Origin of the sequence: Nocardioides sp., assembly GCF_035481145.1 — a bacterium.
Lineage (GTDB): Bacteria > Actinomycetota > Actinomycetes > Propionibacteriales > Nocardioidaceae > Nocardioides.
In genome coordinates, this window is sequence record NZ_DATIHB010000199.1 from 1 (window position 1) to 12,334 (window position 12,334).

Genomic DNA, 12,334 nt, shown 5'->3' on the forward strand with positions numbered 1-12,334 from the left:
TCGGCAGCGGCAGCAGCTCGCCACCGAACTCCGGGCAGTGCGCCTGGAAGGAGCACCAGTCACAGAGTCGGGACTTGTTGGGCTTCCAATCGCCGGTCAGCTGCGCACGCCGGATCGCGGCGAAGATCGCGTCGACCTTCCGCTCGGTGGCGCGCAGGTCCGCCTCGTCGGGGGAGTAGCGCAGCACCTCGCCATTGCCGAGGTAGATCAGCTGGAGCATCGCGGGGATGACCCCGCGGGTCTTCCACCAGACGAGCGCGTAGAACTTCATCTGGAAGAGCGCCTTGGCCTCGAAGCCCTCACCAGGAGCTCGCCCGGTCTTGTAGTCCACCACTCTGACGCGTCCATCGGGCGCGACGTCGAGCCGGTCGACGAAGCCACGGACCAGGAGCTTCGAGTCGAGCACCGCCTCGACGTACAGCTCCCTCTCGGCGGGCTCGAGGCGGGTCGGGTCCTCGAGCTCGAAGTACTTCTCCAGCGACCGCCGGCACTCGGCCAGCCAGGCACCGATCTCCGGACCGTCCTCATCCGCGAACATCTCGGCGAGCTCGGGCTCTGCCTCGAGCAGTGCCTCCCAGGACGGGGTGAGCAGCTCCTGCGCCCGCTCGGGCGTGCGCTCTGGAGCGGAGAGGTCGAAGAGGTCCTCGAGCACCTTGTGGACCACGGTGCCGCGGACGGCGGCGGGCGAGGGAGCCTCGGGAAGCTTGTCGATCGACCGGTAGCGGTAGAGCAGCGGGCAGGTCATGAAGTCGCCGGCCCGGCTGGGGGAGAGCGCGCCGATGACGTCGACACCGTCGACGGGCGTCGAGTGGAGGTCGGCAGGGGAGCTCATGCCTGCAATCTAGGGGAGACCACCGACACGCCGGTCCTCTCCCCGCACGGAGTCCGCTAGCCTCGGGCCGTGCCCGACGACCACCCGACACCGAGCGATCCAGACGTGCGCGTCGCCGCGCCCGTGCCGCCCGGCCACTTCCGGATCGGGCGCTTCCTCGGCGTCAACGTGCTCCTCACGCGCTCGTGGTTCCTGCTCGCGCTCCTGATCGCCGTCCTCGTCGCGCCCGCGGTCGAGGCCGCCGAGCCGGGCCTCGGCGCATGGAAGTACGTCGCGGGTCTGGTCATCGCGGTCGTCTACGCCTTCACGATCCTCGTCCATGAGGCCGCGCACGCGGTGGCCTCCCGGCGCTACGGCCACCCGGTCGAGAACATCACGCTGCACTTCCTCGGCGGCCACACCAGCATCGACGGCGGCGCCCGCAGCCCGATGCAGGAGTTCGTCATGTCGGTGGTGGGCCCGCTGGCCTCCCTCGCCGTCGCCGCACTCGCCTGGCTGCTGTCGCTCGTCCTGCCGAACGGTCTGATCGGCCTGACGGTCATCACCCTGGCACTCGCCAACCTCGTGCTCGGTCTCTTCAACCTGCTGCCGGGCCTGCCCCTCGACGGCGGTCGGGTGCTCAAGGCCCTCGTGTGGGGAGTCACCCGCAACGAGGTCCGCGGCACGATCGTCGCGGGCTGGGCGGGTCGCGTGCTCGCGGTCCTCACCCTCTTCCTCCCCCTGCTCCTGCAGCGTGTGTACGACGTGGCCCCCGACCTCTCGTCGTACGCCTTCTCGCTGGTGCTGGCGGTCTTCATCTGGATGGGTGCGACCGCGGCGATGCAGGGTGCCCGGCTCCGCAGCAGGTTGCCGTCGCTGGTCGCCCGCCGCCTCGCCCGCCGCACCCTCGCCGTCCCTGCGGACCTGCCGGTGGCCGAGGCCGTTCGCCGCGCGCAGGAGGCGGAGGCGGGCAGCATCGTCACCGTCGACCCCGACGGCCGTCCCGTCGGCATCGTCAACGAGGCAGCCGTGCAGGCCACCCCGGAGGAGCGGCGCCCGTGGGTTCCGGTCTCCGCAGTCGCACGCAGCCTGGTGCCGGGCATGACCCTCCCGGTCAGCATCGCCGGCGAGGAGCTGATCCGCGCGATCACTTTCCTCCCCGCGCACGAGTACCTCCTGGTCGACGAGGACGGAAGCATCTACGGTGTGCTCGCCACGGCCGACGTCGACCAGGCGTTCCGCGAGCGCCACCGCTGACCAGCGCCCCGGCGTACGCCGATAGGCTGGCCCGCATGCCTGACGCCATCCCCGAGCAGACTCCAGAGCCGACGCGCGAGCCCACGGGAGCCCTCGACGACGTCGCCCCCGAGGCCTGGTCGGGCGTCCACCGCGGCCTGCTCCGCGAGGGCGAGTGGGTGCGCCTGATCGACTCCAAGGGACGCAAGCACAACTTCGAGCTGGTCGCCGGGAAGCGCTTCTTCAGCAACCGTGGCCACCTCGAGCACGACGACCTGATCGGGCGCGAGGAGGGCTTCACGATCCGTTCGTCGATGGGGGGCGAGTACCTCGTCTTCCGGCCTCTCCTGAGCGAGTTCGTCGTCTCCATGCCGCGCGGCGCCGCGGTGATCTACCCCAAGGACTCCGCTCAGATCGTCGCGATGGCCGACATCTTCCCGGGAGCCGTCGTGGTCGAGGCAGGTGTCGGCTCCGGTGCGCTGACCTGCTCGCTGCTCCGGGCCGTGGGCCCCTTCGGCACCGTGCACTCGTTCGAGCGACGTGAGGAGTTCGCCGACGTCGCCCGCCAGAACGTGACCCAGTTCTTCGGCGGCCAGCACCCGTCGTGGAGCCTCCAGCTCGGCGACCTCGCCGAGGCGCTGCCCGCCTCCGGCATCCGGGCCGATCGTGTCATCCTCGACATGCTCGCGCCGTGGGAGTGTGTCGACGCGGCCGCCGACGCACTCACGGCGGGCGGCATCCTCCTCGCGTACGTCGCGACCACCACGCAGCTGAGCCGGTTCGTCGAGACGGTGCGGGTCCACGGCGGGTTCACCGAGCCCCAGCCGTGGGAGTCGCTGGTCCGCGACTGGCACGTCGAGGGCCTCGCGGTCCGTCCGGGCCACAAGATGATCGGCCACACGGCGTTCCTCGTAACCGCTCGACGGATGGCCCCGGGGGAGAAGCCGCCCCGCAAGACCCGGCGTCCGGCACCGGGTGCCTACGGCGTCGACTACACGGGGCCGCGCCCCGCCGACCTGCCCGAGGCGTCGGTCGAGGAGAGCTTCGACGCGTAACGGCTCGATGAAGTTGCCATCTCCGCGCGGCTAACCCCTTTCCCTGTGGGTGGATCTGGGTAATGTCACAGCAAGGAGGTGGCGCACATGTCGGCATCCGACCCGGACCTGAGGTTCCTGGAGGCACAGCGGTCACTCGCTGCTGTCACCGCACAGAACGAGCGGCTCGCGCAGACGCTGCGAGACGCTCGTGACCAGATCGTCGCGCTCAAGGAGGAGGTCGACCGGCTGGCCCAGCCGCCGGCCGGCTTCGGCACGTTCCTGCAGCGCAACGACGACGACTCGGTCGACGTGTTCACCGGTGGGCGCAAGCTCCGCGTGCACGTCAGCCCCAACGTCGAGCTCGATGGGCTGCAGCGCGGCCAGGAGGTCATGCTCAACGAGGCGCTCAACGTCGTCGCGGCGTTCGCCTTCGAGCAGATCGGCGAGGTCGTGATGCTCAAGGAGGTGCTCGCCGACGGCGAGCGCGTCCTCGTCATCGCCAACGCCGACGAGGAGCGCGTGGTGCGCATCGGCGAGCCGCTGCTCGGCGAGAAGCTCCGCGCCGGCGACTCGCTGTTGCTCGACTCCCGCGCGGGCTACGTCTACGAGAAGGTGCCGAAGTCGGAGGTCGAGGAGCTGGTCCTCGAAGAGGTCCCCGACATCCACTACTCCGACATCGGCGGCCTGAGCGCGCAGATCGACCAGATCACCGATGCGGTCGAGCTGCCGTACCTCTACCCCGAGATGTTCAAGGAGCACCAGCTCAAGCCACCCAAGGGCGTGCTCCTCTACGGCCCTCCCGGCTGCGGCAAGACGCTGATCGCCAAGGCCGTGGCCAACAGCCTCGCCAAGAAGGTCGCAGAGAAGACGGGCCAGGAGGGGAAGTCCTACTTCCTCAACATCAAGGGCCCCGAGCTGCTCAACAAGTACGTCGGCGAGACCGAGCGCCACATCCGCCTGGTCTTCCAGCGGGCCCGTGAGAAGGCCTCCGAGGGCACGCCGGTCATCGTCTTCTTCGACGAGATGGACTCGCTCTTCCGCACCCGCGGCTCCGGCGTCAGCTCCGACGTGGAGAACACCATCGTCCCGCAGCTGCTCAGCGAGATCGACGGCGTCGAGCTCCTGGAGAACGTCCTGGTCATCGGCGCCTCCAACCGTGAGGACATGATCGATCCCGCCATCCTGCGTCCTGGCCGTCTCGACGTGAAGATCAAGATCGAGCGCCCCGACGCCGAGTCGGCGCGCGACATCTTCTCGAAGTACCTCGTCCCGTCGCTCCCGCTCCATGAGGACGACCTCGCCGAGTTCGGCGGGTCCCGCGAGGCGGCGGTGGCCGGCATGATCCGGGCGGCCGTCGAGCGCATGTACACCGAGACCGAGGAGAACCGCTTCCTCGAGGTCACCTACGCCAACGGTGACAAGGAGGTCCTGTACTTCAAGGACTTCAACTCGGGCGCGATGATCCAGAACATCGTCGACCGCGCCAAGAAGATGGCGATCAAGGACCTGCTCGACCACCAGCAGAAGGGACTGCGCGTGCAGCACCTCCTGCAGGCCTGCGTCGACGAGTTCAAGGAGAACGAGGACCTGCCCAACACGACCAACCCCGACGACTGGGCCCGCATCTCCGGCAAGAAGGGCGAGCGGATCGTCTTCATCCGCACGCTCGTCACCGGCAAGCAGGGCACCGAGCCGGGCCGCTCCATCGACACGGTCGCCAACACCGGCCAGTACCTCTGAGGGGGCCTCATGTGGTTCTGGATCATCAGCGGCGCACTCGTCGGGGTCGTACTGGTCGCCGCGTGGCGCTTCGACCGCCGACGCCCAGGGAGCCGCATCTCGCGCAGCGAGGCGGGCGTGGAGTCTGCGATCGGCGACGCCATGGTCCGTTCACGGCGCAATTCCCCGCCGGATCTCAACGGCGGGGGCGGCGAATCGCTCTGAGAGGCACGACATGAGCGTCGTACGCGTGATGGGCACCGAGGTGGAGTACGGCATCTCGGTCACCGGCCAGCCCACGGCCAACCCGATGCAAGCCTCCTCGCAGGTGGTCAACGCGTACGCCGCGGCCACACTGCGGGCGCGACGCGCACGGTGGGACTTCGAGGAGGAGTCCCCGCTCCGTGACGCGCGAGGCTTCGACATGTCACGGGCCACGGCCGACGCCAGCCAGCTGACCGACGAGGACCTCGGCCTGGCCAACGTCATCCTCACCAACGGCGCCCGGTTGTACGTCGACCACGCGCACCCGGAGTACTCCACACCGGAGTGCACCAACCCGCTCGACGTCGTTCGCTGGGACCGCGCGGGGGAGCGGGTCATGCTCGAGGCATCGCGGCTGGCAGCGCAGGTGCCCGGCACCGCGCCGATCCTGCTCTACAAGAACAACACCGACAACAAGGGTGCCTCCTACGGTGCCCACGAGAACTTCCTGATGCGTCGCTCGACGCCGTTCGGCGAGATCGTGCGCCACCTGACGCCGTTCCTCGTGAGCCGCCAGGTCTTCTGCGGGGCGGGGCGCGTCGGGGTCGGCCAGGACGGGTCGGGCCACGGATTCCAGATCACGCAGCGTGCCGACTTCTTCGAGGTCGAGGTGGGCCTAGAGACCACGCTGAAGCGGCCGATCATCAACACCCGCGACGAGCCGCACGCCGACCCCGCGACGTACCGCCGGCTCCACGTGATCATCGGGGATGCCAACCTCGCCGAGACCTCGACGTACCTCAAGCTCGGCACGACGTCGTTGGTCCTGGCGATGATCGAGGACGGCTTCATCGACCGTGATCTCGCCCTGGCGACGCCGGTGTCGAGCCTGCGCGCGATCAGCCACGACCCCACGTGCACGCTCCCCGTTGCCCTCAAGGACGGCCGGCGCCTCACAGCGGTCCAGCTCCAGCTGGAGTACCTCGACCTCGCGAAGAAGTACGTCGAGGACCGCTACGGCGTCGATGCCGACGCGCAGACCCGCGACGTCCTGCATCGCTGGGAGTCGGTGCTCGACCGGCTCGAGCGTGACCCGATGCTCTGTGCCAGCGAGCTCGACTGGTGCGCCAAGCTCCAGCTCCTCCAGCAGTACCGCGACCGCGACGGCCTCGACTGGGATGCTCCCAAGCTCCACGCCATCGACCTGCAGTACGCCGACATCCGTCCGGAGAAGGGGCTCTACCACCGGCTGGTCTCGCTCGGCCGCATGCAGACGCTGGTCGATCCGGCGAGTGTCGAGCGGTCGATGCAGGAGCCTCCCGAGGACACCCGCGCCTGGTTCCGCGGCACGTGCCTGGCCAAGTACGGCGACGGCGTGGCGGCCGCCTCGTGGGACTCGGTCATCCTCGACCTCGAGGGTCACGAGTCGCTCCACCGTATTCCCACGCTCGACCCGCTCCGGGGCACGCGGGCCCATGTCGAGGCGCTGCTCGACCGGTGCGAAACCGCCGAGCAGCTCTTCCGTGAACTCACTGGCTGATCGGACTAGTGTCGAGCCATGGCCCAGGAGCAGAAGCACCCGAAGAAGTCTTCGGAGGAGTCCGTCGAGCAGGTCGACGAGGTCGCCGCCGACGAGACGGTCGCCGAGCGCAAGGAACAGCTCGACGAGGACATCGACGCGATCCTCGACGAGATCGACGACGTCCTCGAGACCAACGCCGAGGACTTCGTGAAGTCGTTCATCCAGAAGGGCGGCGAGTGAGCGCGGCGCAGGGAGGCGGCGCCAGTCCGTTCGTCGGGCTCCCGGCCTCCTTCATGACCCCCGGCACCTCGTCCTTCCGGGACTTCCTCGAGACGCACCAGCCCGACCTGCTCCCGGGCAGCCGCGCGAGCGGGTTGACCGGTGCCGGCGACCTGGCTCCGCACGGCACCACCATCGTGGCCGCGACGTTCGAGGGTGGCGTCGTGATGGCCGGTGACCGCCGGGCGACGATGGGCAACATCATCGCCCAGCGCGACATCGAGAAGGTCTTCCCTGCCGACGAGTACTCCTGCGTGGGCATCGCCGGCACTGCGGGCCTCGCGGTCGAGATGGTCCGGCTCTTCCAGACCGAGCTCGAGCACTACGAGAAGATCGAGGGCTCGACGCTCTCGATGGACGGCAAGGCCAACCGCTTGGCGGCTCTCATCCGCGGCAACCTCGGCCTCGCCATGCAGGGGCTGGCCGTCGTCCCGCTCTTCGCCGGCTTCGACCTCGACTCCGGCATCGGGCGGATCTTCTCCTACGACGTCACCGGCGGCCGCTACGAAGAGACCGCGTTCCACTCGGTCGGCTCCGGCTCCCTCTTCGCTCGCGGCTCGCTGAAGAAGCTCTACCGCGAGGACCTGTCGGCCGAGGCGACGGTCCAGGCCGTCGTCGAGGCGCTCTACGATGCCGCCGATGACGACTCCGCCACCGGCGGGCCCGACGTGACGCGACGGATCTTCCCGGTCGTCCAGGTGATCACCGCCGACGGCGGGCGCCGGATGGCCGACGAGGAGGTCGCGACCATCGCCGACCGCGTGATCGACGGGCGCATGCGCCGCCCTGATGGTCCGTCCGCCGAGCTGGAAGGACCGCGCCGCCGTGACTGAGCGCAGCGAGGGAACCATGTACGGAGCCATGCTGGCATGCGAAGTGCTGGCCGACGCGGAGCGAGGTCAGCTATGAGCATGCCCGGCATGTACGTCTCGCCCGAGCAGATCATGAAGGACCGGGCGGACTTCGCCCGCAAGGGCATCGGACGCGGCCGCTCGGTCGTCGCGGTGCAGTACGCCGACGGCGTTCTCTTCGTGTCGGAGAACCCCAGCCAGGCGCTGCACAAGGTCTCCGAGATCTACGACCGCATCGCCTTCGCTGCGGTCGGCCGCTACAACGAGTTCGAGAACCTCCGCATCGCGGGCGTCCGTCTTGCCGACATGCGCGGTTACGCCTACGACCGGCGTGACGTGACAGGCAGGGGCCTCGCCAACGCGTATGCGCAGACCCTCGGCACGATCTTCAGCAGCGCCGGCGACAAGCCCTACGAGGTGGAGATCTTCGTCGCCGAGGTGGGCGACACCGCCGCAGGCGACCAGCTCTACCGGCTCACCTACGACGGCCAGGTGGCCGATGAGCACGGCTTCGCGGTGATGGGTGGCGCGGCGGACGTCGTCGCCGGCTACCTCACCGAGCACTACGCCGAAGCGGCCGACCTGACCAGCGCGCTCCGGCTCGCGGTCGCCGCGCTCGGACACAGTGAAGCCGGTGACCGCGTCGTCCCCGACGAGGACCTCGAGGTGGCGGTGCTCGACCGCACCCGCTCACAACCGCGGAAGTTCAAGCGGATCCGGGGCCAGCAGCTCACCGACCTGCTGGGCCCCCGCGGACCGGAGCAGCCCGACGCGCCCAACGCCGAGGACGGCGTGACCGCCGCCCCTGCAGCCGGCGCCACCGGAGACAACCCGGCGGACCCGACCGACACCGTCAGTGGGGGAGTCGACCCTCTCGAGGACCCGATGACCGGCGAGCCACTGCCCCCGACCACGGGCTCCGCACCCCAGCAGGGCACCCAGCAGGCCCCGCCGCTGCCGGGCGAGCCCCCGGTCGGCCCCTCGACGCCGCCGCCGGCCCCGCCGGCCTGACCACACCTCCCACTTCGCCTGACCACAACTGCAGGCTCGCGTGACCACAACTGCGGGCTCGGCGCCGAACTTGCAGTTGTGGTCAGTCGACCCTGCAGCTGTGGTCAGCGGCCGTCAGAGGTCGAGCCGTTTGCAGGCGGGTCCGTCGAGGACGGACCCGTCCGCAGCGAAGCGTGAGCCGTGCAGCGGGCAGTCCCAGCTCTCCTCCGCGTCGTTCCAACGCAGCCGACCACCGAGGTGAGTGCAGACCGGCGCCGGATCCCCGGACCCACTGGTCAGCCGCTGCAGGGGCCCCCGCGTCACGTGCCCGGCAACCATCTCGGCGGCCACCTTGGCGTTGGAGACGAGCAGGTCGGGCAGGCCCCGCAGGTCGGCGGAGGACCACGTCGACCACGCCGGCTCCCACGGCGGCAGCTCGCCGCCGAGGAGTCGCTTCGCGAGCACGAGCGCGCCGGCGGCGGCGTTCGTGAAGCCCCACTTGGCATAACCGGTCATCACGAAGACGCGCTCATCGTGCGGGACGACGGGGCCGGCGTACGGCAACCCACTGGGGCCGTGCCAGTCCTGCGCCGACCAGCGGTGGCTGATCTCGCCGCCGGGGAACGTCGCGGCGGTCCAGGCCGCGAGGTCGTCGAGATGACCGGCCTCGTCGGGCCCCCGACCAGTCACGTGGTTGTTGCCGCCCACGAGGAGGACGTCATCCGACGCGGGGCGCAGCGACCGCGTCGGAGTGTCGACGGAGAGGTACATCCCGTCAGGGGGCGCCACTCCACGGACGGCGAGCGCGTAGGAACGGTGCGCGGTCAGCCGGCCGAACCAGCCACCGCGGTCGAGCACCGGGCAGCCCGTTGCGAGGACGAGCCGTCCGGCGTGCACAGTCACGCCACGGTCGGTCGCGACCCGCATGCCGTCACCGTCAGCGTCAGCGCCGACCAGCCGGGTTCCCTCGTGGAGGACGCCGCCATGTTCCTCCAGCTCGGCCACGAGGGCATCGACGAGCAGGGTCGGATCGATCAGGACCTGGTCCTCGAGGCTGATCGCATCCTTGACCGGGAACGGCAGGCCCGTCCCCACCCCGCGCATCAGCTCAAGGCCGGCGGCCTGCGACGCCTGCGCCTCGGCTGCAATCCGCACGGCTCCCTCGTCCGTGACCGCATACGTCCAGGCAGTCGTGGTGCGGTGCGGGACGGCGCGCTCCTCGAGGAAGCGCCGTAGCCACGCCTGGCCCTCGCGGTTCCCCTCGACGTAGTCACGCGCGAGAGGGGACGGGTGGTGGTCCATGATCGTGCTCAGCCGGCTGCCCTGGAGGATGCTGACCTTCGCCGTGCTGTGGCCGGTCGTTCCCTGCCCGACCCCACGCGCCTCGAGCACCGCAACGCGCTTGCCCGCACGCGCCAGCAGGACCGCGGCGAGCAGTCCACTGACGCCAGCGCCGGCGACCACCACGTCGTACGTCGTGTCCTCGGCGAGAGGCGGCCGGGCGGGTGAGTCGGGGGATCCCCAGAACGCGTGCGACATGCCCGTCCCGTACCCGCGACGTTCGCTGGGATGCAGGTCTAGTGTCGGGACATGGACCGTCGGATCTTCGGGATCGAGAACGAGTACGGCGTGACCTGCACCTTCCACGGTCAGCGTCGCCTCAGCCCGGACGAGGTCGCGCGCTACCTCTTCCGCAAGGTCGTGTCGTGGGGGCGCAGCAGCAACGTCTTCCTCCGCAACGGAGCACGGCTCTACCTCGACGTGGGCAGCCATCCGGAGTACGCCACCCCCGAGTGCGATGACGTTGCCGAGCTGGTCGCCCACGACAAGGCGGGGGAGCGGATCCTCGAGGGACTCCTCGTCGACGCCGAGCACCGCCTCCACGAGGAGGGGATCGCCGGCGACATCTACCTCTTCAAGAACAACACCGACTCAGCCGGCAACTCCTATGGCTGCCACGAGAACTACCTGGTCAGCCGCCAGGGTGAGTTCAGCCGGCTCGCCGACGTCCTCATCCCCTTCCTGGTCACCCGTCAGGTGATCGTCGGGGCGGGCAAGATCATCCAGACGCCGCGGGGCGCGTCGTACTCCGTGAGCCAGCGCGCCGAGCACATCTGGGAGGGCGTCTCATCGGCGACGACCCGGAGCCGACCGATCATCAACACCCGCGACGAGCCGCATGCCGACGCCGAGCGCTACCGTCGCCTCCACGTGATCGTCGGTGACTCCAACATGTCGGAGACCACGACCATGCTGAAGGTCGCCAGCTGCGACCTCGTGCTGCGGATGATCGAGGCCGGCGTCGTCATGCGCGACCTCACCATGGAGAACCCCATCCGCGCGATCCGTGAGATCGCCCACGACATGACCGGGCGGAAGAAGGTCCGGCTCGCCAACGGTCGGGAGGCGAGCGCGCTGGAGATCCAGGGCGAGTACCTCACGCGCGCCCGCGACTTCGTCGACCGCCGTGACCTGCGTACGCCGGTCATCGACCGCACGCTCGACCTCTGGGAGCGCGGCCTCAAGGCGATCGAGTCCGGGGACCTGTCACTCGTCGACCGCGAGATCGACTGGGTGATCAAGTGGAAGCTGATCGAGCGCTACCGCGCCAAGCACGACCTGCCACTCGGCCACGCCCGCATCGCCCAGCTCGACCTCGCCTACCACGACATCCGGCGCGACCGTGGTCTCTACAACCTGCTGGCCCGCAACGGAGCCGTCGCCCGCGTGACCGACGACCTCAGCGTCTTCCGCGCCAAGACCATCCCGCCGCAGACCACGCGCGCAAAGCTGCGCGGCGACTTCATCCGGGCCGCCCAGGACGGGCGGCGCGACTTCACCGTCGACTGGGTGCACCTCAAGCTCAACGACCAGGCGCAGCGCACCGTGCTCTGCAAGGACCCGTTCCGGTCGGTGGACGAGAGGGTGCAGCGCCTCATCGACGGGATGTGAGTCGTTCAGGCGGGCCTCAGGCCTGTTGGCTAGGCTGCGCCCCACCTGATCCAGCACCTGCAAGGGGAACCCGTGCGCCGCCTCGTCGTCACCTCCACCGTCCTGGCCCTCTCGACCGTGGGCCTCGTCGCCTGCGGCGACGACGCCGACTCGAACCTCACCGGCAAGGTCACCGTCAGCGGCGACTTCGGCGAGCAGCCCAAGGTGAAGTACTCCGGCGAGGTCTCCACGGAGGAGACGATCATCAAGGTGCTCCACAAGGGTGAGGGCGACAAGGTCGCCGAGGGCGACTCGGTGACCGTCGACATGTACATCGGCAACGGCTTCACGGGGAAGAAGGGGCTGAGCACCTTCGACGAGGGCCAGTCGCCGTCGCCGGTCGACGTCACCGACCAGACGCTCCCCGCGATCGAGAAGGCGCTCAAGGGCCAGACGGTCGGCTCGCGCATCGAGGTCATCGCCGCGCCCGAGGACACCTGGGCCAAGCAGGGCGGCAACGCCGAGCTCGGGGTCGGCAACGCCGACACCACCGTCTGGGTCATCGACATCGTCAGCAAGGTCGGCGTGACCGACGTCGACGCCGAGAAGGTGCCGGCGCTGAAGGAGGCCGGCGGCAAGCCGACCGGCTTCGACTTCTCGAAGTCGCCGAAGGCTGCTCCCAAGGAACTCCAGCGCGCGACCCTCAAGGAGGGCGACGGCGCCGAGATCGCCGCTGGCCAGAAGGTGAAGGTGC

The 12,334-nt window shown here is 69.6% G+C and carries 12 protein-coding genes; 10 read left to right on the plus strand and 2 right to left on the minus strand.

Annotation, left to right across the window (positions count from 1 at the left end; genetic code table 11):
* On the minus strand, positions 1 to 832 hold an 832-nt coding region (locus tag VLF38_RS15760; protein ID WP_325272188.1), incomplete at its 3' end, for a PD-(D/E)XK nuclease family protein.
* Positions 833 to 901: 69 nt separating this feature from the next.
* Between VLF38_RS15760 and VLF38_RS15765 the strand changes: the two genes are divergently transcribed.
* The 8 genes from VLF38_RS15765 to prcA all read left to right on the plus strand — a co-directional run bounded on the left by VLF38_RS15765 (position 902) and on the right by prcA (position 8,670).
* Positions 902 to 2,068 (plus strand): site-2 protease family protein, encoded by a 1,167-nt coding sequence (locus tag VLF38_RS15765; protein WP_325272189.1) that lies wholly within the window; start codon positions 902 to 904, stop codon positions 2,066 to 2,068.
* A 35-nt stretch (positions 2,069 to 2,103) separates the two neighbouring features.
* A complete protein-coding gene (locus VLF38_RS15770) occupies positions 2,104 to 3,102 on the plus strand; it encodes a tRNA (adenine-N1)-methyltransferase (protein WP_325272190.1) in 999 nt (332 codons plus the stop codon).
* Between the two features lie 87 nt (positions 3,103 to 3,189).
* On the plus strand, positions 3,190 to 4,824 hold the full coding sequence (gene arc, locus VLF38_RS15775; RefSeq protein WP_325272191.1) for a proteasome ATPase: 1,635 nt from the start codon (positions 3,190 to 3,192) through the stop codon (positions 4,822 to 4,824).
* A 9-nt stretch (positions 4,825 to 4,833) separates the two neighbouring features.
* Positions 4,834 to 5,028, plus strand: coding sequence for a hypothetical protein (locus tag VLF38_RS15780; RefSeq protein ID WP_325272192.1), 195 nt, complete (start codon positions 4,834 to 4,836; stop codon positions 5,026 to 5,028).
* A 10-nt stretch (positions 5,029 to 5,038) separates the two neighbouring features.
* On the plus strand, positions 5,039 to 6,547 hold the full coding sequence (gene dop, locus VLF38_RS15785; protein WP_325272193.1) for a depupylase/deamidase Dop: 1,509 nt from the start codon (positions 5,039 to 5,041) through the stop codon (positions 6,545 to 6,547).
* 18 nt (positions 6,548 to 6,565) lie between these two features.
* On the plus strand, positions 6,566 to 6,769 hold the full coding sequence (locus VLF38_RS15790) for a ubiquitin-like protein Pup (RefSeq protein ID WP_325272194.1): 204 nt from the start codon (positions 6,566 to 6,568) through the stop codon (positions 6,767 to 6,769).
* A 53-nt stretch (positions 6,770 to 6,822) separates the two neighbouring features.
* Positions 6,823 to 7,641 carry a proteasome subunit beta gene (prcB, locus tag VLF38_RS15795; protein WP_325272198.1) on the plus strand — a complete coding sequence of 273 codons (819 nt, stop codon included), beginning with the start codon at positions 6,823 to 6,825 and terminating at the stop codon, positions 7,639 to 7,641.
* Between the two features lie 87 nt (positions 7,642 to 7,728).
* Positions 7,729 to 8,670, plus strand: coding sequence for a proteasome subunit alpha (gene prcA / locus VLF38_RS15800; protein WP_414689414.1), 942 nt, complete (start codon positions 7,729 to 7,731; stop codon positions 8,668 to 8,670).
* A gap of 114 nt (positions 8,671 to 8,784) precedes the next feature.
* On the opposite strand, the gene VLF38_RS15805 is transcribed toward prcA, so the two are convergent.
* Complete coding sequence (locus tag VLF38_RS15805; RefSeq protein ID WP_325272196.1) at positions 8,785 to 10,188, minus strand: FAD-dependent oxidoreductase; 1,404 nt, start codon at positions 10,186 to 10,188, stop codon at positions 8,785 to 8,787.
* A gap of 51 nt (positions 10,189 to 10,239) precedes the next feature.
* Here VLF38_RS15805 and pafA point away from each other — a divergent pair, with 51 nt between their 5' ends.
* Complete coding sequence (gene pafA, locus VLF38_RS15810; RefSeq protein ID WP_325272197.1) at positions 10,240 to 11,601, plus strand: Pup--protein ligase; 1,362 nt, start codon at positions 10,240 to 10,242, stop codon at positions 11,599 to 11,601.
* A gap of 72 nt (positions 11,602 to 11,673) precedes the next feature.
* The coding region (locus VLF38_RS15815) for an FKBP-type peptidyl-prolyl cis-trans isomerase (RefSeq protein WP_414689415.1) at positions 11,674 to 12,334 on the plus strand (661 nt) is incomplete at its 3' end.